Annotated in this window: 26 protein-coding genes; 4 read left to right on the top strand and 22 right to left on the bottom strand. The window is 65.8% G+C overall.

Annotated features, from left to right (window positions below; all coding sequences use genetic code 11):
• On the bottom strand, positions 1-605 hold a 605-nt coding region (locus tag FBT96_RS21120), incomplete at its 3' end, for a recombinase family protein (RefSeq protein WP_212635426.1).
• 479 nt (positions 606-1,084) lie between these two features.
• On the opposite strand from FBT96_RS21120, the gene FBT96_RS20395 reads away from it, so the two are divergent.
• Positions 1,085-1,369, top strand: a complete 285-nt coding sequence (locus tag FBT96_RS20395) for a hypothetical protein (protein WP_169583681.1) — start codon at positions 1,085-1,087, stop codon at positions 1,367-1,369.
• On the opposite strand, the gene FBT96_RS20390 is transcribed toward FBT96_RS20395, so the two are convergent.
• The 5 genes from FBT96_RS20390 to FBT96_RS20370 form a co-directional block, all read right to left on the bottom strand.
• The gene (locus FBT96_RS20390) at positions 1,366-1,755 is read right to left on the bottom strand and encodes a hypothetical protein (RefSeq protein WP_136909913.1); all 390 of its coding nucleotides are present in this window, start codon (positions 1,753-1,755) and stop codon (positions 1,366-1,368) included. The two genes, FBT96_RS20395 and FBT96_RS20390, sit on opposite strands and share 4 nt — an antisense overlap.
• Positions 1,737-3,899: an AAA family ATPase gene (locus FBT96_RS20385; protein WP_169583679.1), complete on the bottom strand. Its 2,163-nt coding sequence runs from the start codon at positions 3,897-3,899 to the stop codon at positions 1,737-1,739. The genes FBT96_RS20390 and FBT96_RS20385 overlap by 19 nt, the downstream gene beginning before the upstream one ends.
• 73 nt (positions 3,900-3,972) lie before the next feature.
• Positions 3,973-4,266 carry a hypothetical protein gene (locus FBT96_RS20380; RefSeq protein WP_136909909.1) on the bottom strand — a complete coding sequence of 98 codons (294 nt, stop codon included), beginning with the start codon at positions 4,264-4,266 and terminating at the stop codon, positions 3,973-3,975.
• A 435-nt stretch (positions 4,267-4,701) separates the two neighbouring features.
• A complete protein-coding gene (locus tag FBT96_RS20375) occupies positions 4,702-4,920 on the bottom strand; it encodes a hypothetical protein (protein ID WP_136909907.1) in 219 nt (72 codons plus the stop codon).
• Between the two features lie 90 nt (positions 4,921-5,010).
• On the bottom strand, positions 5,011-5,529 hold the full coding sequence (locus FBT96_RS20370; protein WP_136909905.1) for a hypothetical protein: 519 nt from the start codon (positions 5,527-5,529) through the stop codon (positions 5,011-5,013).
• Positions 5,530-5,657: 128 nt separating this feature from the next.
• On the opposite strand from FBT96_RS20370, the gene FBT96_RS20940 reads away from it, so the two are divergent.
• Complete coding sequence (locus FBT96_RS20940; protein WP_169583677.1) at positions 5,658-5,819, top strand: hypothetical protein; 162 nt, start codon at positions 5,658-5,660, stop codon at positions 5,817-5,819.
• Positions 5,820-6,169: 350 nt separating this feature from the next.
• Here FBT96_RS20940 and FBT96_RS20365 read toward each other — a convergent pair whose 3' ends face one another.
• From FBT96_RS20365 to FBT96_RS20355, 3 genes are read right to left on the bottom strand one after another with little or no spacing between them, the layout of a single operon-like run.
• Entirely contained in the window at positions 6,170-6,823 is a 654-nt protein-coding gene (locus FBT96_RS20365) for an SH3 domain-containing protein (RefSeq protein ID WP_136909903.1), read from the bottom strand.
• Positions 6,824-6,883: 60 nt separating this feature from the next.
• Positions 6,884-7,369: a hypothetical protein gene (locus FBT96_RS20360; protein ID WP_136909901.1), complete on the bottom strand. Its 486-nt coding sequence runs from the start codon at positions 7,367-7,369 to the stop codon at positions 6,884-6,886.
• Positions 7,370-7,377: 8 nt separating this feature from the next.
• Positions 7,378-7,668 (bottom strand): hypothetical protein, encoded by a 291-nt coding sequence (locus FBT96_RS20355; RefSeq protein WP_136909898.1) that lies wholly within the window; start codon positions 7,666-7,668, stop codon positions 7,378-7,380.
• Positions 7,669-7,902: 234 nt separating this feature from the next.
• On the opposite strand from FBT96_RS20355, the gene FBT96_RS20350 reads away from it, so the two are divergent.
• Entirely contained in the window at positions 7,903-8,289 is a 387-nt protein-coding gene (locus FBT96_RS20350) for a helix-turn-helix domain-containing protein (protein WP_136909896.1), read from the top strand.
• Between the two features lie 4 nt (positions 8,290-8,293).
• Here the strand turns inward: FBT96_RS20350 and FBT96_RS20345 are convergent, their stop codons facing one another.
• The 9 genes from FBT96_RS20345 to FBT96_RS20305 all read right to left on the bottom strand — a co-directional run bounded on the left by FBT96_RS20345 (position 8,294) and on the right by FBT96_RS20305 (position 15,895).
• A complete protein-coding gene (locus FBT96_RS20345) occupies positions 8,294-10,231 on the bottom strand; it encodes an alpha/beta fold hydrolase (RefSeq protein ID WP_136909894.1) in 1,938 nt (645 codons plus the stop codon).
• A 15-nt stretch (positions 10,232-10,246) separates the two neighbouring features.
• Positions 10,247-10,759, bottom strand: coding sequence for a hypothetical protein (locus FBT96_RS20340; protein WP_136909892.1), 513 nt, complete (start codon positions 10,757-10,759; stop codon positions 10,247-10,249).
• 73 nt (positions 10,760-10,832) lie between these two features.
• Positions 10,833-11,588, bottom strand: a complete 756-nt coding sequence (locus FBT96_RS20335; protein WP_136909890.1) for a CPBP family intramembrane glutamic endopeptidase — start codon at positions 11,586-11,588, stop codon at positions 10,833-10,835.
• Complete coding sequence (locus tag FBT96_RS20330) at positions 11,585-13,558, bottom strand: alpha/beta fold hydrolase (protein WP_169583675.1); 1,974 nt, start codon at positions 13,556-13,558, stop codon at positions 11,585-11,587. The genes FBT96_RS20335 and FBT96_RS20330 overlap by 4 nt, the downstream gene beginning before the upstream one ends.
• Complete coding sequence (locus FBT96_RS20325; RefSeq protein ID WP_136909886.1) at positions 13,555-13,812, bottom strand: hypothetical protein; 258 nt, start codon at positions 13,810-13,812, stop codon at positions 13,555-13,557. The genes FBT96_RS20330 and FBT96_RS20325 overlap by 4 nt, the downstream gene beginning before the upstream one ends.
• Positions 13,813-13,872: 60 nt before the next feature.
• The gene (locus FBT96_RS20935) at positions 13,873-14,514 is read right to left on the bottom strand and encodes a hypothetical protein (protein WP_169583673.1); all 642 of its coding nucleotides are present in this window, start codon (positions 14,512-14,514) and stop codon (positions 13,873-13,875) included.
• A gap of 48 nt (positions 14,515-14,562) precedes the next feature.
• Positions 14,563-15,102, bottom strand: a complete 540-nt coding sequence (locus FBT96_RS20315) for a hypothetical protein (RefSeq protein WP_136909884.1) — start codon at positions 15,100-15,102, stop codon at positions 14,563-14,565.
• Positions 15,006-15,563: a hypothetical protein gene (locus FBT96_RS20310; RefSeq protein ID WP_136909882.1), complete on the bottom strand. Its 558-nt coding sequence runs from the start codon at positions 15,561-15,563 to the stop codon at positions 15,006-15,008. The genes FBT96_RS20315 and FBT96_RS20310 overlap by 97 nt, the downstream gene beginning before the upstream one ends.
• A 71-nt stretch (positions 15,564-15,634) precedes the next feature.
• A complete protein-coding gene (locus tag FBT96_RS20305) occupies positions 15,635-15,895 on the bottom strand; it encodes a hypothetical protein (RefSeq protein WP_169583672.1) in 261 nt (86 codons plus the stop codon).
• Positions 15,896-16,676: 781 nt separating this feature from the next.
• Here FBT96_RS20305 and FBT96_RS20300 point away from each other — a divergent pair.
• Entirely contained in the window at positions 16,677-17,102 is a 426-nt protein-coding gene (locus FBT96_RS20300) for a bleomycin resistance protein (protein ID WP_136909878.1), read from the top strand.
• A 428-nt stretch (positions 17,103-17,530) separates the two neighbouring features.
• Here the strand turns inward: FBT96_RS20300 and FBT96_RS20295 are convergent, their stop codons facing one another.
• The 4 genes from FBT96_RS20295 to FBT96_RS20275 form a co-directional block, all read right to left on the bottom strand.
• On the bottom strand, positions 17,531-17,800 hold the full coding sequence (locus FBT96_RS20295) for an SH3 domain-containing protein (RefSeq protein ID WP_136909876.1): 270 nt from the start codon (positions 17,798-17,800) through the stop codon (positions 17,531-17,533).
• Positions 17,801-17,862: 62 nt separating this feature from the next.
• A complete protein-coding gene (locus FBT96_RS20290; protein WP_136909874.1) occupies positions 17,863-18,210 on the bottom strand; it encodes a thiol-disulfide oxidoreductase DCC family protein in 348 nt (115 codons plus the stop codon).
• A gap of 205 nt (positions 18,211-18,415) precedes the next feature.
• Complete coding sequence (locus FBT96_RS20280) at positions 18,416-19,231, bottom strand: DUF429 domain-containing protein (RefSeq protein WP_249306590.1); 816 nt, start codon at positions 19,229-19,231, stop codon at positions 18,416-18,418.
• Between the two features lie 286 nt (positions 19,232-19,517).
• A complete protein-coding gene (locus FBT96_RS20275; protein WP_136909870.1) occupies positions 19,518-21,038 on the bottom strand; it encodes a hypothetical protein in 1,521 nt (506 codons plus the stop codon).
• Between the last annotated feature and the right edge of the window lie 46 nt (positions 21,039-21,084).

Genomic DNA, 21,084 nt, shown 5'->3' with positions numbered 1-21,084 from the left:
ATCGCCCGCGCACTGCGCCCCCGGTCATATTCCGTGAAAATCCGCCGAATGATCGCGGCCTCCGCCTCGTCGATCACCCGGTCTCCGGTCGTGAACGACCCGTCAGGCAGCGGCTGGCGGTCAAGCCGATACCCGTAGCTGATACCTCCAGCCGACTTGCCGGCCTTGACCCGCCCCTCGAGGCCGCGGTGCGTCTTCTCAGCCAAATTGCGCAGGAAGAGCGCAGACATCGTGCCGCCCAACCCGATGTGCATCTCGCTGATCGCGCCTTCCGCCTTGGTGAATATCTCCACTCCGAGATAGCGCATCCGCTTATGCAGCCCGGCGATGTGTTCTTGATCGCGCGACAGCCGGTCGAGCGCCTCGGCGACCAGAACATCGAACTGCCCGGCCATCGCCGCCTGCTGCAGGCGTTGAAAATCCGGGCGCAGGTGAGACGCTCCGCTCATTGCCTCGTCAGCGAAGATCTCAACCACGGTCCAGCCGCGCTCCTCGCAGAGCCGCCGACAAAGGCGGATTTGATCCGGGATCGAGGCCGCCGACTGAAGATCCGAAGAATAGCGCGCGTAGATCGCCGCGCGCAGGGGGGCAGTCCGAGTCGTCATGCTCACCTCCGTCAGCTTGCATCAGTATGGCACGCGCGCGCTTCGCGCGCAGCTTGTCTCGCCAAAAGCCGCGCCAGCGCGACAAGGCCGGGATGTGGGGGCGTCAGTTCCAAGACGGCCGGTCGCATGGCGCCGCCCCCCGGAGGACCGGCATCGCTGCTCTTCGCCAAAATGATCCGTGCCCGCGACATCGCAGGGTGCTCCCCGCACCGGGCCTTGGCCCGATGCGTCAATGATGGTTGATCTCGGTCCCGCCTCTGCGGCGGCGTGGAGATCAATATAGCCGGAACGAATCACTCTACCGAGTCGGATTTGCGGCGCAGCGCGGTGATCCCTGCGCGAAATTGTGGAAAACCTCCCGGTTTGGCGCTGTTGCATCAGCGCTGACACGCGAAACGTCAAGGGGCGCGGGCAAAAATTGAGAACATCCGTCCTCCCGCGTGAGGGCGGGCTCGGCAAAATCCGGAACTTGAAAAATGATGACGGGGCGCTGCGTCTTCTATTCCGAGAAAAAGTCAACAGAAAAAGCAGGCAAAGAGGCGCCGACAGGCGAGGTGCAAATCGCACAGCAAAACAAAAAGACGAAAAAGACGCGCAAGCGGGATGTGAAGAGAGAAGAGAAGGGGAAGAAGAAAGAAAAGGGGAGAGGGGAGAAGAAAGAAGGGGCATCGTGGCGCACCTCGAAAAAGAAGCAAAAGCGGAAGAGACACATCGCGCGGTGCCCCTGGAAAGAAGAAAAGAGAAGGTGGTGCGGCCTTACCTAGCAGTGGTCTGCGTCTTTGACCACGCGATCGACCTTCGCCGCAAAACCATGGACCCGAGCCCGAAACGCAGGCCCCGAGAGGAGTGCGCGCGGCGCAGAGGGTGGCGTGAGCGGCGTGTCACCTTCGGCACGGCGTCCGAGCCGGTACCAGCCCTCGAGGGCGCGCACCGCAGCCGAATCCCATGTTATGTGAAGGATCGGGCCGGTCAGGATACTCACCGATCCCGGCGCTCTGTTCGAGTGCCCCCAGATCCGCGGAATCTGACCATCACGAAGACATGCCCACGCGTCGATGAGCGGAATTGAATACCATGCTTCGGGGTCGATCCCCTCAGAGATGTCCCGCAGCGCTCCATCCAGCCGTTCGATCAGATCGGGTGCGGGCATGATGCGGCCTCCTCACCTTCGGCAACGATCAGCGTAACGCCCGATGGCGCCGAGGGAAGAAAAAGGGCCTGGCGCAACTCCTCGCCGCCAAGCTCGCGCTCAACGACCAAGCGTGCGGCCAGAGCCCGCAACGACCCCACATGAGGCCGCAAAGTCTGAAGGGCTTGTACCTCAGCTGCCTCCAAGCGCGCACGCACGCGCGAAAAGAATTGTGGAGAGCGGAGCAGCAGCGCATCGGCCTCGCCGTACCAGACCGGCCCCATCTCACCGAGGCCCAGCTGCGCCTCGATCGCGGTGGCGAGGCGTGTTGCGTGGGCGAGATCAGACGTCTCGTCGCCACCCGACCCAGCCGTCACGTCGCCCAAAACCAGACGTTCCGCCGCTCGCCCCGCCATCATCGCTGTGAGTTCACGCTCCAGATCTTCGAGCCGCCCTTGTGTGAGCGCGCGCGTCCGCTCTGTCAGGCCTCCGGCTCCAGTGATCGAGACCCGGTTGACCCGCCCGAGGCCAAGAGCTTTTGCCACAAGCGCGTGGCCCGCTTCGTGAACAGCCACACGCCAGTCGACCGCGGGGTCGGGGGCGTCTCCAGGGGCATGTGCAACGAGGTCGTCGATGGTCAGGTCTCGACCCGCAGCGCGCGCGCGGGACCGCCCGGCGCGGATCATCGCGTCGACCGCCGCGGCGCTAAGTCCAGTGCCGCGCCGTGCCAACGTCTCGATCTCGGCGGGAGACAGATACGATCCGAGCGCCGCCGTGAGCATCGTCATAATGGCTCCCCGATCGGGCAGCGGTACTTCAATGCTGCGGTCGAACCGACCGGCGCGCCGGATTGCGGGATCAAGCGCATCAGGGTTGTTACACGCTCCCACCAGCAGCACGCCTCCGGATTTGTTGAGTTGGTCGATCTGCTCCAGAAAACCGTTGATAACTTGCCTGCGGTAACCAGCGTTGTGCGAGTCATGGTCGTCGCGCGATCCCGCCGCATCGATCTCGTCGATGAACAGCACGCAGGGACGAGCAGCAACGGCTTCAGCAAACGACGCCCGCATCGCGGCAAGCATGTTGCCCAGATGCCCGGCTGATTGCCATTCAGCAAACGACGACTGCACAAACCGGACGCCCGGCTCGCTCCCGAGCGCACGCGCAAGCCACGTTTTGCCGGTGCCGGGCGGACCATAGAACAGGAGGGAATGCTCGATCTCGCTCCAAGCGGCGCTGCCCGATTGCCATGCGCGCACCCCGTCAATTAGGCCTCGAGCAGCCTCGACGGCAGGGCACGGCGAAAGGTCCGAAAGGCAGGGGCCGCCCGGAGCCTGCGCGCAGGCCGCTGCTAGTCGGCGCGCCGCGGTGACAGGATCGCCTGCGCGCAACGCGTGCAGCACGACAGTCTCGGGAAGGCCCGCGAGATGCCCATCAGGCGGCAGGATCGCCACAGCGTCGGCAAGGTGCTCGGGCGCAAGATCCGTCACCGTCGCGCGCCAGAACACGGCGAGGATCGCCGAAGAAATCGGTGCGGCCCGGATACGCATCGGCGCGCACGCCATGATCGACGGGTCGAGTGTAACGCCAATGGGCAGCAAGATCACGACCGGGTCCGGGTGGGTGAGGGAGGAGCGGATCGCCTCCGCAAACCGTTCCGCATCTGCCGCTGAGAGCGGCGGGCGACTCGACGTCTCGGGCCGAAGCACCCGATGGTTCGCGCGCGCGCCGGAGCCTGCAGCCACGCAGGATGCGGGCAGGACATGATCGGTCAGGAGGCCGACAGTGTCGCGCGCCTGATCCCAAGATGTGCCCTCGATCACCGTCAGTGCCGCCGGCGCTGAGAATGCCGCGAGTTGATCCATCGTTCCGATCCCCGCCGCGAGCCGCAAAAGCAGCAACCGCGCGCGCAGCCCCATCTGCGGTCGGACCGGCGGCGGCGCAGGCGCTTTGGGGGCCGGGACGAGCGGCTCGTCAATCCACGCATCCAACTCCTCCCGAGTCATCTGGCGAGGGTCACTTTGCGCCTCAATTGAATCGGAAACAGCGGCCGTCGCGGCAGCTTCTGCCGGTCCAGGCAGATCCGGGGGCACATCGATCCGCGCAAAAATAGCATCGGCAACCGCGTGCCATGGCGCAAGTTGTTGAACATCAGTGGGAATCATGGCGGCCTCCATCGGCAAAAAGAGGGGGCCCGGCAGTCTCCCGCCGGGAAAAATCGGTTGAAATGTGAGAGACTTAGGCCGCGTAACGACGCGCTGTCGCGTCCAGAAGATCGTGGATCAGTTCCGACGCCGCTGGGTAATAGATCTCCGATTTGACCCGCAATGCACCGTCGTAGACCTCGTGCGGCACCACCGCGATCGGCAAAGTGTTGCGTATGATCACATGCAACCTGCGTTCTGCGCGTTGCGCATCAAGACCGTTCGGCATCGGTAAGACCCGCCGCACCGCGCCCTGGACGGTATCGTCGGCGATCAATTGGTGATTCAGCCTTGAATCAGGATCGCGAGAATGCCCCAGCTTGAGCACCTTGGTCCCGTCCCGCAGGATGATCTCCAGAAGATAGATCGAGTTCGGCGCTGTGATCCAGGACTCCCCACAGTCATGGCAGGTGACACGCCCTGTCTCTACGTTAACTCTGGCAATCGACTGCTTGTGACCGCACGCGCCATGGCGATAGCGGCGATAGTTCGCCCCCCTATCGGGATCAGGCCCGAGTAGCTCCCAACCCCGTTGCGCCGCGACTTCCGCATCGCGCTCGGCGAGACAGGTCTCACACCGGAGGTTTTGCGGCTCCGACGCGACTCGCGCAACGCGGTGGATCTGCCGCCGGATCTCGTGTCCGCAGGCAGAACGATAATAGGCATAGTGCCGATCGTCAGGGTCACGCCGCTGAAAATCAACCTCGGCCTGCGCCGCATTATTCAGCCGCGCATCATCGAGGCAATGAGGGCACTGTGGCTGCTAGCCCAGCACCACCGAAACACGCGAAATCCACAGCCCGCCGCAAATCTCACACCGCAGCGCTACGTGAAGGCGATCCCTGACGCGCGCGACGATCGTCGCCCCCCGCGCGCGCGCTGCAATCTGCCAGTGAGCATGAAGCGGGCCAAGGTGGCGCGGAACGGAAACTCCGTCGATTACGACAGGCTTCTCGGAAAACTCGGTAATCGGATGGGTCATGAGCACCCCCTTATCAAACCGCAGATCGTCTTCGACGAAGCTCCTTGCTATGCAGGGAGCCCTCGTCGGCCTCAAAACGTTCAAGGGAAATCAGAAGGCAGGAACCGGAAACTCGCTGTCCTGATCGATGACCTCGAATTCCGGTTGGAATTCTCCGAGCCTCATCAGCGCAAGCAGGTGAGCGCGGAGCGCCCGCAACTGGAGCGTTGCATGCTGCGCGCTCAGATTGCGCCCGGGAACGCGATAAAGCCACGGCAGGTCGCGCATCGCCCCGTGGATGCGGGAATAAACCAGCGGGTCAATAGTCCGCAGCGCCGTCGAGAACAACAGAGCGACACGCCGCAAGTGCAAATCGCTTTGAACCTGCGGCTTCGCATCGATCACTGCATCGAGGGCCGCGATAACTTCGCTCCTGGCGCGCTCGGCGGCCGTAATCCACGCGTCACAGGCGAAGTCGTGCGGGTCGATCCCGTCAAGGTCCCGCTCCGCCTCGTAATAGCCAGGGAGAGCCGCTAGAAGAGCGGCAAACGCATCGCCACAGGGCGTGATAGCGGTCGAAAAACGGGGTTCCGAGACGTTGATGCCGATGATAATAGACGAGGTAGTCATGGCTGATCTCCTAACAGATTGCCTGTGATCAGGGCTGCTGCGATGTTCCAGCATCGCAGCGGTCCGCTTGCTTTTTGTAGTATATATCTATACATTGATTCCTGAATTGTAAAGAGGAAATCTACACAATGTCACGGGAAACCAAATCTGCGCAGGTGAACCTCCGGATAACGCCGACACTGAAGCAGGCTGCAGATCAGGCCGCGCAAGACGATCATCGCTCTCTCACGTCCTTGATTGAAAAGCTGCTGGCGGATTATTTGCGTGAGAAGGGCTACATGAAGGGGTGAATGGCGCCCGCTTGGGGCTTCGCAGTTGGCCTCGAACGACCTCGATCGGCAAAAGAGAGCGATAGGTGGGCTGCGAGGCCACTGCATCGCAGCCGCAACAAATCGACGACAGCCGTCATTCGCGGGTAGGGCACGAGGAATGCCGTACCGAGTATTTTACAGACTTGCAAATCCCCGGCACCAAGCAGTGTGGATCGACGTACACGGCCCTTAGCCGCCGGTCGGCGCTCCCGGCGCAGGCCGTCAAACCAGCCGTTCAGACACGGCGCAGCGACTGGGCCAATCGGCCCCCTGTGCAAAGTGCAGCGCAAGGTTTCCCCCGCCGACGGGCCACCAATAGGCCTGCGCTCTCAGCCTCCGTCGATCACGGCCCTCGGAACTTCGAACCGTTCGGGCCCGATGCGGATGAGGAAGAGATCGTCTTCGATCGTGAAGGCGGGGCGGCCCTCGCCGTCGGTGAAAACCGGTTTGCCCGTTTCAAACAGGATATAGCGCTGCCCGCCCGCAGGCAGCGCGACCCACAGGCTGGCGCCCCCCGGCCCGGTGCGGATCACGCCGAAAGCGCAAGAGCTGCTTGGCTGGCCGCGATGCGTTGCGCAGGGTATCGTGCCGAAGGCGGTGAAGGGCTCGCCATTGCCTGCGGGCAGGCCCGGGGGCGCTGTCAGCAGGGGCGGTTCGGGCAGGCTGTCATCCAGGCCCGGCGGCGCGGATTCGCGCAGAAAGCGGCCTTCGACCCAGCCCGGGCCAATTGGCGTATCGACCAGGCACCACCGGCCCCCCGCCACCATCGCGCAGCCCTTGTTGCGCACCACCTCGTCCGGTGCAAGCTGGCCAAGCGCGCGGGCACGGGCCGAGGCCTCGGCGCGCAGATCAAGTGTCTCGCCCGCCCCAAGCCCGGTCACCGCCCAGAAATCCGGCCCGCCCGACAGGCCATCGGCAAAATCAGCCAGCGCCGGGGAGGCACCCAGCGCCGCCAGAAGCGGCCCTGCCCAGATCCGTCGCATCCTGCACTCCTTCATTCCGCTAGGTTCCCCGCGCCCGGAGGCCGGGACGGGGGCAAAGGCTCAGGGCTTCGCCCAGATCGTGTCATCCTGCCCGCGTTCTTCCTCGGCGGCGGCGCAATAGGCATCCGGAGCGGTCGCCGCCCCGGCCAGGTCGCCCCCGATCAGCATCCCCATGCTCAGCATCACCACCGACTGATAGCGGAACTGCGCAGCCTCTTCGAGTGCGTCGAATTCCTTCGCCGTCGGATAGACCCCGGCGAGGATCAGGCTGTATTTCGTCGGATCGAGATTGAAGGCCTCGCATTGCATCACCACCGCCTTTTGATGCGCGATCACCTTGAGTTGGTCGAATTTCGCCGCATCGAGCGTGCCCGCGACGATCTTTTCCGCCTGCGCGCTGATCGCGCCGTCGATGGTGACCGAAGCGGGCACCTGGGTCTGGGCGGCGGGGGTGGCGGTTTCGGGCGAGGTGGCGGTTTCGGCCAGCGCAAGCGGCGCCGAAAGACCAAGCATCAGCGCGACAGGGATAAGGACTTGGGGTTTCATCATGGGCCTCAATGAAAGATTTCGCGGGTGGCCGAGGCGGAATAATGCCCCTTCACATAGCATTGGCGGGCGTTGACGTAGCACATCCAGCCCTGCCGCCCCGGCGGAAAGAAGATCGTGTCATTGGCATAATCGAAGCGCTGCGACTTGCGGGCGTTCTTGGCGGCGGCACCGGCGATCAGCGCGCCAAGGATCGCCCCGGCCACCACCGCATCGGATTTGTCGTTGGCACGCGCCGGTTGTGTGGCCATGGGCGTCAGCGCCATGGCCGTCGCGAGGAGGACGGAGAGAACACGCATGAAAAGTTCCTCTGGTCTGAAACGGGATCCCGACACGGGATGGTTCAGGTTCCTCCTCAAACGCGGGTCTGACTATCCAGTAAGCGAAGTCCGGCTCGGGATCGCAGGATCGCAAAGCCCGATCAGGTTCTTCTTTCCTTTCCGCTTCAGGTTGTTAATCCTTGGTCGTGGCGGAGTATCGGTGACCGGGTCCAAAGGTGCTCGGCGGGGCACTGGGGCCTGTTGGGGGGGGGCATGAAGGAATTTGGCGGGCTGGCAGAAGTCGCCCCTCGGCGCAGCCCGGATCGGGTGCAGCGGGCCGAAGCGATTCTGAACGCGCAGGCAGGCGAAACGGTTTCGCTTGGCGCCGTGGCGGCTGGCGTGGGGCTCGGGCTGCGCAGCCTGCAGATCGTCTTTCGCGCCACTCTCGGGGTAAGCCCGCGACGACGACTGGCGCAGATCCGGCTTGATCAGGCGCGGGCGCGTCTTTTGGACCCCGCACCCGGAGAGACCGTCACCTCGATCGCGCTTGACTGCGGCTTCACCCATCTGGGCCGCTTTCCCGGGGCCTATCTGCGGGCCTTCGGCGAGTTGCCGTCGCAAACGCTGAAGCGCGCGCGGGGCTGCGCCGCGCCCGAGTGACCCGCTATTTCGGCAGCACAAAGGCCGGGCGCAGATCGGCCAGACAGCGGGCATCGGGGGCCGTTTCGGGGCGCTCGACGAAGGCCAGACCGATATCCTTGACGCAATCGGAAAAGATCACCGCGCCGTGGCCCGCCTCGGGCACAGCAAGCGCGGTGGCGTGGCTCAGCGTTTCGGCGGCATGGCGGGCATCGGCGGAGGAGGTCTGGGTGTCGTTCAGTCCGTAAAGCACAAGCGTCGGGATGTCGCTGTGGACGGGTTCCAGAAAGCCCGCGCGGGGGGCCGGCGTGAACATCGGGCAGATCGCATAGGCGCTGGTGTCGGCCTTGGCCGAGGCCATGAGCCAGGGCCATTTCAGCGTCGCATTATAGGCGTCGAACCCGGCCCGGCTGTTGAAGGGGAAATCCTCCTGACAGGCGATCACCATCAGATCGAGCAGGAACACGATGCTGGAATAGGCGGTCCGCGCCTCGCTGGACACCGCCGCATGGGCGGCGCGGATGTCGGCATCGTTCATCAGATCAAGGAGCGCGAGGATCGGGGCCTGATCGGCGGCGGGCAGGTGATCGCGCACGAGCGTTGCAAAGGCGTCGCGGCTGGCGGGCCGGGTGGCGAGCGCCGCATAGGCGCGCACGAAATTCAGCATCGCCTCGCGCGAGCCGGTGGCGATGATCGCGCGGGTCATCTCGGCATCGAGCCGCTTGGCGAGATCGGTGCCGCCCGCGGCGCTGCGGGCGAGCGAATCCGACAGCGCCGAGAGCGCGCCGTCGCGCGCCAGATCGGTGGTTTTGGCGGCGCTGGCCTGTTCCAGAAGCAGGGCGGCAAGCGCCTTTTGCTCGGGCGTCAGCCGCGCGGCAAAGGGGGCGAGGCGCTCGGCGGTGCTGGGGGGCTTCACCGTTCCGCCCGAGGCCAGCAGATCCCAGGTCGTCGTCTCGCCCCGGTCAAGCTCGGTCAGGATCAGCGGCAGATGCGCGGTGATGCCGGGAGTGGCACGCGAGCCATTGCGGCTGTCGAGCAGGTCGGCGAGGGCCCTGATGTCGATGGCCGCCCGCCCCCGCGCCGCCGGGATCGGGGCCGCTTGCAGCTTCGCCGCCACCCGGTCGAGCGTCGCGGGCAGATCTGGATAGGCCTTGGCGCAGGCGGCATCAGCCGCGCATTGGTCAAGCACCGCCTGCAACGATTCCTGCAGCGGTTTGACGTTTTCATCATAGCCGCGCACATCGGGCGGAAAGACAGAGTCGATCACCACCGACCGCGTCCCCTCGGGCGCCGATCGCATCACCTCGAGCGCCAGTTGCGTGCCGTAGGAAATGCCGTAAAGGTTCCAATCCGCATAGCCGAGGCCCCGCATCAGCGCCTGCGTGTCATGGGCGTTCTGGGTGGTGTTGTATTGTGTGATGTCGGTGCCCTTGGCCTTCAGTTCGGCCAGACAATCGGCCACAAGCGCCGGCATCTCCGGGTCTTGCCCGCTTTTGCCCGGTGCCATCAGCGAGACGATATTGGCGCCAAGCGTGTCGAAACAGGTCACCATGTCCGAGGAAATCCCCGCCGCACGCTGATCGAACGTCACCACGTCGCGCCGCGCCCGGTGGCGATCGAAGATCGGCACGACAATCGACCACAGATCCTTCACCGCGCCGCCCCCCGGCCCGCCGTGCAGATAGACCAGCGGATCGGGCGCGGGCGAGAGCGAGCGCGCCTTGAGCACGGCGAAAGCCAGAGAAATCTTTTTTCCCTCGGGCTTTGCATGGTTTTCCGGCACCGAGACATGGCCGCAGATCACTGTCTTGCCCTCGACCTCGCCCGCGGGCAGCGGCCGCGGACAGGCGTCAAGCGTGACCGGATAGCGCGGATCGGCACCGGGAAGGGCCAGGCTGGGTGCCGCTTGCGGCGCGGCGCTCAGCAGCGCCATGACGGTGGCGATGATCTGATCGGGTGTCATGGCGCGGCCCTTTCCTCAGTTCAATTCAACCCAGTCGCTGATCTCGTGTCCGTCACCGGGCACGGTGCAGGCGACGCGGCGTTTCGAGGCGCTTTCGCGCAGGATGATCTCGAAATAGCCGGGTTTGAGCGCGCTGACGGTTTCGATTTTCGCGGGCACGCCGATCATCTCGAGACATTTGTCGATGGCCGCGCGGGGGGCACCGCCCACATCGGCATTCGCCGCCGCCTCGGCCACCCCGTCGATGGTCATGCCCGTCATCTTGCGGTGTTTGTCAAAGGTGCAGCTGAACATCCGCACCGCGCCGCCATCGCTCTGGCCGTTGACGGTGAAGGTGCCCCGGCTGCGCTCGACCGGCAGCGTCATCAGATTGCCCGGCCGGGTGCCGAGTTTTTCCGCCGCCGCGCCAAGGCAGGTCTTGGCCAGTTGCGGCTCGGCCACGATTTCGGCCAGCGCGACGCCGGGCGCAAGGGCCAGCGTGGCCAGGCTGAGCGCGAGCGCCGAGCGGGTCAGGGGGGCAAACGTCATGGATACCTCCGTCAGGGTTGGATGGAGCGGGAAAGTTCACGGGATGGAAGGGCGGGGCAAAGGCGTTACCGCATCAGTCGAACCCCCGCATTCCCGCCCGGCCCTTCGGGCGCAGCAGGAAGAGGGCGATCAGTGCGAAGGGAGCCGCCAGTCCCGCCGCCATCCAGATCGAGGGGGCGGCGGCCCCGGGCAGCGGCGTGGCCCCGTATCCGACGAGAAAGGTGGCGAAATCCCAAAGCCCGTGCAGCACGATCCCGGTCCAGAGCGAGCCGGTGCGCAGCCGCACCGCCATCAGGAACAGCCCCGAGAGGAACGCGGCCGCGGCCTGCGCCTCCGCCGCCATCATATCGCCGGTCAGAACCACGTTGAAAAGATGCATCGCGCCGAAAAGCGCGGTCGAGCCGATCACGGCGGGCCAAAGGCCAAGCCGTGCGTAAAACCCCTGCGCGACGATGCCGCGAAACATCACCTCCTCGGAAAAGCCCACCAAGGCGGTGTTGAGCGCCAGAAACGCCATGATGGGCCCGGGCGGCAACCCGTTGACGACGGCGGACAGCCCGAGAAAGGCGAGGCAAACGAGCCACGGCCAGACGATCTTGAGGCTGTTGCTTGCGGGCCAATTGCGCAGCCCCACCGCTCGCGTCCAGCCAAACCGCCACAGCACCGCAACAAGGAAAAGGCTCGCGGCCCCAAGCGCGGGGCTGATGCCGTGCCCCACCAGATCGAACAGGTCGATCTCGGCCCCCGATTTGCCCACCCACATCAGGCCAATCGTGATCGCCTGCCAGCACAGATAGATCAGAAGCGCAGAGATCGGGGAAAGGATCATTTCGAGAAACTCCCATCGGGCAAAAGGAAGGCGGGCGCCAGCGTTGCGGCGCAGCGGGTATCAAGCGGGGCTTCGAGGGCCTCAAAGAATGCCACACCCAGATCGCGGGCGCATTGCGAAAAGGCCAGCGTCCCGTGGCCGCTCTCGGGCAGCACGACAAGCCGCCCCTTCGGCAGCGAGGCGACCATCTCTGCCCCCCAGCTTGGCGCGGTCTGGGTATCCATCAAACCCTGCAGCACCAGCGTTGGAATCGCGGCGGTGACGGGGTCGTGAAACCCCTTGCGCGGATGGGGGGTGAAGGCGGCGCAGGGTTTGTAAAAGCCCTCGGTCACGATCCCCTCGAAGGCCGCGGTCAGGCTTGCGGGCCAGCCGAAGTCGCGCTGCAGCCGCGCGCTGACCACCGCCGCCCCGGCGGGGGAATTGATGTCCCTATCCTCCTGACAGGCGAACATCTGGGTCTGAAAGCCGCTCAGCAACACCCGATCCAGTGCGCGGTTGTCAGCGCCGATCCGGGCAAAGACCTGCGCCAGCTGCGCGGGCGAAAGCTCCTCGGCCAAGGCGCGCAGCCGCGCCGCCTCGGGCGCGGGGAAATGCGTGCTGATGAGTGCAAGGATCGGGGGAAGCGTGGCATCGCCCTTGCGCAGGCGCAGATACGCGGCGCCGAAGGCGACCTTGGCTTGCGCATCTGGCAGCGCCTGCGCCGCCTCGGTCAGTGCCGCCTCGAAGGCCTCGACTGGGCCGGTGTGCAGGTCTTCGGCGCGTCGGGCGGCCTCGAGCGCGGTCAGCGCCTCGGTCAGATTGGCATCGGACAGCGCCTGCATCTGCGCGATGCGCAGCGCGGCGCGGGCCTGCACCATGGCCTCGTCCTCTCGCCCCGTCAGCCCGGCCAAGGCGCTCTCGGGCGTCGGATGCAGCGCGATCCGCCCCTCTTGCACGGCCATCAGCGTCTTCGTCTCGCCCCGCTCCAACTCGGCCACGATTTGCGGCAGATAGCCGGTCAGCCCCTGCAACTGCGCCTTGTAATCGTTGCGGCCATCGACAAGCGTGAACAGCACATCCTGCGTCACCGGCCCTGCGGGCGAGGCGACGGGATCAGTTTCAAGCCGCGTCATCAGCGCCCAGAACCGGGCGCGCAGATCGGGATAGGCGGCAGCACAGCGGGGATCGGCGGTGCAGGCGTCAAAGATATTCTGGATCGCTTCGGCATGGGGCAGCGCGAGGGTGTCGTAGATCGGTTCCTGCACCGGGGCGACACTGTCAAGCACCACCGCCCGCAGCCCCTCGGGCGCCGAACGCATCACCTCCTGCGCCAGTTTCGTGCCATAGGAAATCCCGTAGGCGTTGTAGACCGGATAGCCCAGCGTGTGCATCACCGCCGCCACGTCGCGAGCGTTCTGCGCGGTGTTGATCTGCGCGATATCCGCGCCCGAGGCGGCGATTTCCGCAAGGCAGGCGCGGGTCAGCCGATCCTGCAACCCCGGAACGGCGGACCCTTTCGCGGCCTCGGCCAAACCCTTGGGGTCAGAGGCCAGGGTGTCCCAGCACCGCGATTGCGCCCCCGCCGAGGTATCGACACCGCGCTGGTCAAAGGCCACCACATCGCGCCGCGCCCGGATCTGCTCGAACATCGTCGCGGTCAGCGCCACCCGTTCGACGATCCCCGAACCGGGGCCGCCATGCAGATGCACCACCGCATCCGGGGCAGGCGCCAGCGAGCGCGACTTGAAGATCATGAAACTCAAGGCCAGCCGCCGGCCTTCGGGGTGATCGTGATCTTCGGGCACATCGACGCTGCCGCAAGCGACCGTCTTGCCCTCGATCTCGAAGGGCGCAAGCGGGCGCGGACAGGCGGCTGCGTGAACGGGATAGCGCGGATCGGCCCCCCCGGCCGCGATCACGTCAAACAACGGATCGGTGGCGGGCGGGCCGGTCAGGGCAAGGACAAGGGCAACGATCTGGTCCGGGCTCATGCGCCCTCCTTGCGCTTCACCGCATTCCCGCGGCCCGGCCATGCTGGGGCGATTTCGACGCGGCGGCTATCCGGAAAGCGAAGGCTGGCAGTTGGCGAGCCATCGGCGGCGCGCAGGACGTGTTCGCTCGCATCGCGGCTGTCGAGCGCGCAGCCCTCGCGCAGCTTGCCGAAGCGATGGCCCTTACCCGGCGCGTGACCGTGGCGATGGAGCCAATCGTTTTGCGCCTCGGTCTCGATCCCTTCGGCAAGCACTTCACGCCCCGTCGAGCTCCTCCCGGCCCGAACCGGGACCACGTGCCTTCATGCCCCAACTCAGCGCGGGGTAAGCTGTATCAGCCGATCCGACAGGTCAGGATCGGGAAACAGCCGGGCAATCGCCAGTGCCAGCTGCGCGGGGGTGCTGCCCGCCGCCACGATCCGCGCCGAAAGGGCCGCAACCGCCGCCGCATCGCCCCGCATCCCTGCCGCGATGCGCTCCAGCACCAGACCGCGATCCCCCGAGGCGCTGATCGCCTGCCCCTCCCGCGCCAGCGCCGCCGCATCCTCCGCCCGCAGCGCCGCCAGCGCCAGTGGCAGGCAATACCAGCCCGGCACCGCCGCCTGATCGGCCAGCGCCGCCGTGATCCGCGCCTGTCCCCCGGCCCAGTCGCCGCGCAGGCAATCCAGCCATCCCAACCGGATCTCCGCCTCGGGATCGGAGGGCGACAGCGCCCGGGCCGCCTGCAGCGCCGTCTCGGCGGCCGCAAACGCGCCTGCGACGGTCAGCGCCGCCCCCAGCGCCGCCGGACCGTCTGCCCCGCCCGGATCAAGCTGCGCCGCCCGATGGGCAAAGGCCTGCGCCACCGCCAGCCCTTCGGGCCGCGCCGCGGGGGCTTCGCTCCAGTCCAGAAGCGCCATCGAGGCTCGCGCCGCCCAGATCGCCCCCACCGGTGTGCGCGCCTCGGTCAGCCGCACGAGGCAGTCGCGGACCCGGCCCCGCTGGCTTTCGTCCTTGCCTTGATCTTAGCCCTGAAAGCGCAACAGGCACAGGAATTCCTCGGGCGGGCGGCCCAGCCACATCGCCTCGATTTCGGTCAGCCGCGCCCGGCCATCCGCCTCGAGCGCCCCGCGCGGACCGACGATCTGCGCCGTCAAAGGGCCGAGCATCGCCGCGACCGCCGTGCCGCCATTGTCCCGCGTCAGATCCACCTGCCGCTCTTGCGACAGAACCACCGCGCCATCGGCCTTGCGGATCAGCACCAGCATCAGCCGGGCCCGGGACATCTGGCCACCGATCCGGCTTTCGATCCGGTAACTGGCGCGATTGAGCAGCGCGGGCAGCGTTTGCGGCGCCAGCACCACCTGAAAGGTGGGGAAATGCGACAGGTCCGCCGCCAGATGCAGCGCCATCCCCTCGGCCAGCGTCGCCAGCGCCGGATCGTCGCTTTCGAGTTGTGTCTCGGCAATCACCACGCGGGGCGGATGCACCAGCGGGCCCAGCCCCGAGAGCGCCAGCCCCGCCGTCGCCAGAACCACCGCCAAAGCCAGAGCGACCGCAAGCATCCTCCCCGCCCAACGCCGTTGGCGCGGATCGGGCCGGGATGGCGCGGGAGCGGCCGCAGGAGCGGCGCGGCCAGAATCTCGACCCGGCTTTGCCCCCTCGGGATCGACAGGCGGATCGGGTCCTGCGCCCCCTGACCGGCATAATAAAGATCCAGCAGTTTGCGCAGCCGGCCCAGTTCGACCCGCACGATGCTGTCAGTGCCGGGGTCGAATTCTGCGCTCCGCCCCAGCACATCCAGCGCGATCGCATAGGCCTTGACCGGGACCGGCCCGTGCCGATGCGCCTCGACGATCAGGTAATCCAGCAAGACATGCGCCCGGCTGCCCGCACTGAACAGCCCCGCCGCCAAAAGCCGCTGCACCGCCGCCTGCGTTTGGGCGACATCGACCGCGATGGACACAAACTCGCCGCCTTGCGCCGAGGTTGGTGCATGTCCCTGCTGCCCGGTTTCCTGCTCCATCTGCGCCGCACTTGCCCTACCTGCCCCGAAGCATTCCCCGGATGGCAGTGCGGCGCAACAAGCAAAAGCGCTCAGTCCTTGGGGCCACGCCGCGCCGCGCGACGGCCCCGGGCCTCCACCTCGGCCGCCCCCGGCGTCGGGTTGTTCGAAATCACACGAAAGATATCGACCGCAAGCGTGTCGATCATCGCCTGCCCCTCGGCGCCGCTGCGGCTGCGGGCGATCTCCATCGCCTCTTCCAGCAGCGCGATCATCCGCGCCACCAGCCGTGCATCGGCATCGGCCGCACGGGGAAGCGCCGCCATCTGTGCCGCGACATCCGCCTTGAGCACCCGGATGCGGGTAATCTTGGCCCCCCCTGCGCCACCTGCCGAGTCTGCCCGCCTGCCGCTGCCATCGGCGTTTCTTCGTCCCCCTCCCGGTCGTCCACGGTCATTCCCCCAAACTGGTTATCGACCGGGTCGGTCTGGCGCGAGGCCGACCGCTGCGGAAGTACGTGCGGGTACGGGCGGCGCCCTCGAGGTCTTCTTCGAGGAATGGCCCAGGTGGATGCGAATGGCGGGAACAGTCCAAAGGTCTTGAGGTCTCGCCAACGGATGCCACAACCTCTGAGCCCGCTATCTCCGCAGTGCGCAGTTCGCCATGGCGCGCATGAGCGGCGGCTATCACTGATTGCCGCGGGTGCGATGCTGCAACCTCACCGTCGCCAAACCGCCCGTCACGTCGGTGCCAAGAGTCTAGCTGCGCTCCACATGATCGGTGGTGAACGCTGCTCTCTCACTCGCTGTGTCGCGCTTGGGTGGCCGCATTGGAGGATTACGTCGAGAGAGCCTGGAAGGTGGCTGGAGACACACCGTCACCTCGTATCGAGCCGTTTCACCCGCCCAATCGGAGCATTTCCGCCCGTTTTCCCTGAAAGGCCAGATGCTGCCTGACGAAAGGAAAAATATGGAGTGTAAAAAGGAAAAATTTAGGCTGACAGGACATCATTGACCAAACACGCATGCCGCGACATTGGCATCATCCTATCTCGCGCTGTAACGTGGCGCGAACGCGCTGTCGCCCGCAGTTCGCTTTGATAAAGACAGGTCATCAAATCCGCAGGGATAAAGATTGAACAACGCGCTGGTCCCCGAGTTCGCCGTCTCCGACTGGCATAAGTCGAAGTGGTTTTACTGTGACGTGCTCGGTTTCGACTGCGTCTATGAGCGCGCGGAGGAAGGGTTTTGTTATCTTCGCCTTGGGGAGGCGGAGGTGATGATCGACCAGATCGGACGAGGCCGCACCTTCGATGCGGGTCATCTGCCTGCCGACTATCCCTTTGGAAAGGGGTTGAATGTTCAGATCCGTGTGCCCTCGATCGCGCCGCTCGTCGAGGCTCTCGCCAGCATCAAGCACCCTCTTTTCCTGCCTGTCGAGGACAGGTGGTATCGCGTCGATTGTGAAGAGGTCGGGAACCGACAGTTCGTTGTGGCTGACCCGGACGGTTACCTCCTGCGGTTCTTCGAGGACCTTGGTTCGCGACCTCTGCAGAGGTGATGTCAGTTCTCAAGGCTGAGAGAAGATCTCGCCGCCCAGCTGACATCTGGCTCGTATTTTATGTGCGACGTGATCGGCGGCCGCTTCGGGGAAGCCGCGCTGCGGCGATGGCGTAGTCCCGACCAGCGTTTCCAGGCCGGGAATGTCGATAACGTAAGGCGCGCATTCCCAGCGTCAGTGTCCGCAAACTGCGCAGTGCGGCGTTCCCCATGAAGCCAGCGAACGGCGGCTATCGCCGGTTTCTGCGTGTGCAATGCCGCGACCTCACAGTCGGCTCCCCGTCCTCTGCGACGGGGCGAAGTTTCGCGCAGCGCCCGCACAAGGTGTCGGAATGACCTGCACAGGCCTCTCGCTGTGACATGCATCAGCAGCAGCTTCGGATGACTGCGCCAAGACGGGCTATCTGCGGTTCGGGGCTCGCCCCCCTGTCAGCGATGCGCCAGATACTCGGCCGCGACATAGCCCGAGACGTTTGGCCTGTCGGTGAGGGAGACCCGGCACCAGACTTTGCCCGCCCGTGTCACACAGGCGCCGCGGGTGAGGCGGGTGCCATCGGGCAGGCCTATGATGATCTTGTGATCGAGGCCCGGGCCGTCGCGCAGTTTCAGAAGATCGTCAGGCCCGGCCCCCTTGACCACGGCGCCGTTGCCAGAGGCGCAGCCGGCGGCGATCAGCAGGGCGAGGAGGGCGGGGCGCATGATCTGTCCTGACCTGTTTTCCCAAGCCATAGGACATCCCTACGCGCGCCGAAAGCCGGGCGTCACCGGAACAGCTTCTGCAGCCGGGGGCGCAGGCGCAGGAAGCGGCGATAGGCGGCCTCGAACGCCGGGGCGAGGGGCGGCCATCCGGCCAGAAGCCCAAGCGGGCGCAGGATCGGAACCGCCCGCCACATCGCGCCAAAGGCCGCCGCGCCCGAAAGCAGGCGGCCGTTTTCCTCGGCGTGAAAGCGGGCGAGCAACTCGGCGCGGTCGATCGGGCAGGGGACGTCAATGCTGCGCAGATCGACGAAGCGGATCGCCCCGCGCCGGTCGAGCCGCCGCATCAGCGCGATTTCGCGTTGGCAGAGCGGACAGCCGCTGTCGAACCAGACCGTCAGAGAAGGTGCCATGCCGGGCCTCGTATTGCCAAAGGGGATCGGTTGAGACATGGGCCGGGTCTTGCGGCGGTCAAGCTTGGCACGAGTTTCGCCCTCAGACCGCCGCCTCGCGGCCGATCCAGTCGCAAAAAGCACGCGCCTTTTTCGGCGCCTCCTCGCGGCGCAGGGCCACATAGGAAAGCCCCGAGGGCAGGAAGCCACAGCGGGGGCGTTCGCGTCAGCCTTCCGAAGCCGGTCGCAGTTCGAACGGCACCTGCCGCTCCCGCGCGGCCCGCTCCAGCCTTGCCCCCGTCGGCTCGGACACCGGCGTCACGATGAAACCCTGCCGCGGATCGCCGATCATAGCCGCGGGCCAGCCGCCGTCGCGCCAGATCAGCCCGACGAGCGCGCAGATCGCGGCATCGAGGCGGTCCTGATCGGCTTTCCTCGGCGTCTCGAGGGCGCCCATCGCCTCGGCCCAGGCGACCATCGGCGCAATGCCCAAGCCCGCCGCCACCCGTGTGAGCGTGGCGCAAACCGCCCGCCAATCGGCGATCCGGAAGCGCCGCCGATGGCCCGGATTGTATTTCGGCGCGCCAAGACGGGTGGCGAAGGCGGGCTCGAAACCGGGCAGGGCGAGGGCGGGAAAGACCTCGATCAGGAACAGCCCCGCCTCGACCGCGGGCAGGGCCATCGGGTCCTGCACCGCGCCCAAAGCCTTGAGAAACCGCCAGACCGGGGCCGCATCGCCGAACATCGCCGCTTTCGAGCGATTGGCCGGCTGCACGCCGCCGCCGATGAAGGACATCACCGAGGCGGCGACCCGCTCGGCCGGGCGGCAGCCGGTGTCATTCGGCACGATCGAGGGCTGATCGAGGGCGACAAGGCAAAGCCGATGCCCTTGCCTTTCGGCTGCGATGAAGGCGAGGGCACCGTCGAACCCCACGAGCAACGGCTGCACGAATTGCGGCACGGCGGCCTCGTCGAAGCGGATGGCGCAGATCGCACCGGGGGCTTTGGGGTTGTCCATCCAGGCGGAATCGAATCCGACCACGATGAGCCCGCGCCGCGCCTCCCGTTGCGTCGCTGAAAGACAGACCGCTTCCCCCATCGCCTGCTCCCCCGCGCGATCCCTTGGGACGAGGTAAACATGCGGCGGGCGGGCTTGCAAGCGGCCGATACCATCGGCTCGGAGGATCGTCCGGTGTGCGTCCCGCCGCCCGCAGGACAGAAAGAACGATCCCCCGCGAGGGTGCTTGGCCTTGCTTGACCCCTTTGCCCTTTCTTGTCCTTTCTTGAAGAAAGCTTGATCAGTCTTGATATACCGAAATCGCCGTTTCTCAGGGGTCAAGGGCGCGAAGCAGGTCGCGGACGATGGGCAATGCGCGCGGAAGATGGCGTTCCACGATATCGGCCACGCCCTGTGTGGCCGCCTGCGTCGCGAGGGCATCGGAGTGGGCCCTCGCGCGGGTCGCGGCATCGTCGGGGCGCAGGGCAAGGCGTGGCACTGCCACCACCGTGGTCGTAGGCCATCCGAGCGGCAGCACCGCGATCACGGCCTCCTCCTGCCGCCATTCCGCCATCAGTTCCGCCTGCGAAATCGTCCCCGGTTCCAATCCAGAAAGCCGATGAAGAGCCCAAGCCAGCAACCGGTATCGGGTCATCACGCCTGAGCCTGCGGGCATCCCGCGCAACAGGCTGCCGATCGGGTGCAACAGGGCTGGCGTTCCGCCATCGGGATCGGCAACGGTTGTCCAGAGATCATGCACGATCAGGCCAGTCCCGGAAAGCAGGGCGATTTCCGAACCGAACTGTGAAAACCGGATCGGGTGATGGATCGGTTGGCCTTCCATCGGAAAAAGATCGAACCGCGCGATGTGAGTGCTTCCGAACCGCCGAAGGGTCGGGGTTGACAGGGTGCCGATCATCTCGGGTTCCACTGTACCGGCGGGCATGCGGGCAATCTCGATCAGCGCCCTCAGCGCGCCCGCGCCTCCGACCCGAGCCGCGACCGTCAGCGCCGACGTGCTGGCCCCATCTCGCAGCAGCCGGTTCGGGAGGATCGCGGTGACCGCGGGCGTGCTTTCGCCCTCTAGGCGCAGCAGCCGGAACCGCGCAGCCGTAGGGTCGCGGCGGTCCTCAAGGTCGTCCTCGAACGAGACCACCGCGCCAAGCGCGATCAGGCGCTCGACGATCTGGCCGGCTTCATATCTGCTGCAGGCAAGGGTGCGCGAGATTGCCAGCCTGCCGGAGCGGGTGACGGTGTTGCCTTCATCTGTTCCGGCGCCAAGGACGAGGTAGGCGAGGAGTTCGGTGGGGGTCATTCCTCGCGCGATCAGCGCCTCAATCGTCAGCAAGTCGACAGTGAAATAATCGCCCAACTTCGGTTTTCCAGCGGGTTTGCGTTGGGCTTGGGTCGAATTGGGCATGTCTCTCTCCGGGACAAGAATTTCATGTATTTTCAGAGAGATGATCTCTTGCGAGTATATCATGATCGGCCGTCGGACAGGCCGGATTTCGAGGTTTTCCACAGCGGCGGCGCACCAGAAGCCAATTTTCTTAATTGAAGGGCCAAGAATCTTTGTCGGTCTGTTTGAGTTTTTCTGTCGGTCGCCGGACGATGTTGGCAGAGAGCCCGGGAGCCCGTCATGCACGACGAACAGAGCGACTTGTTTACAGATATTCACCTCGTCGATCGCTGGCGGGCTGTTGCCGGTGTTGGTGATCAGCCCGCGCGATCCGCGACCGAAAAAACTGATGGCGAGGACATCGCCGCGCGTCTGTTCGATGATATTCGTGCCGTGACGTTCTTGCCGGGGGGCACGGCCGATCCGGAGTGCGCGTCGGAGGCTCCTGTCCACGCTGGCGCTCCGGATCAGCTGTCGCCATGCGATCCATCCGCAACCG

Source organism: Rhodobacter capsulatus (genome assembly GCF_005144475.1).
Lineage (GTDB): Bacteria > Pseudomonadota > Alphaproteobacteria > Rhodobacterales > Rhodobacteraceae > Rhodobacter > Rhodobacter capsulatus_C.
This window is presented reverse-complemented; position numbering and strand designations above follow the sequence as displayed.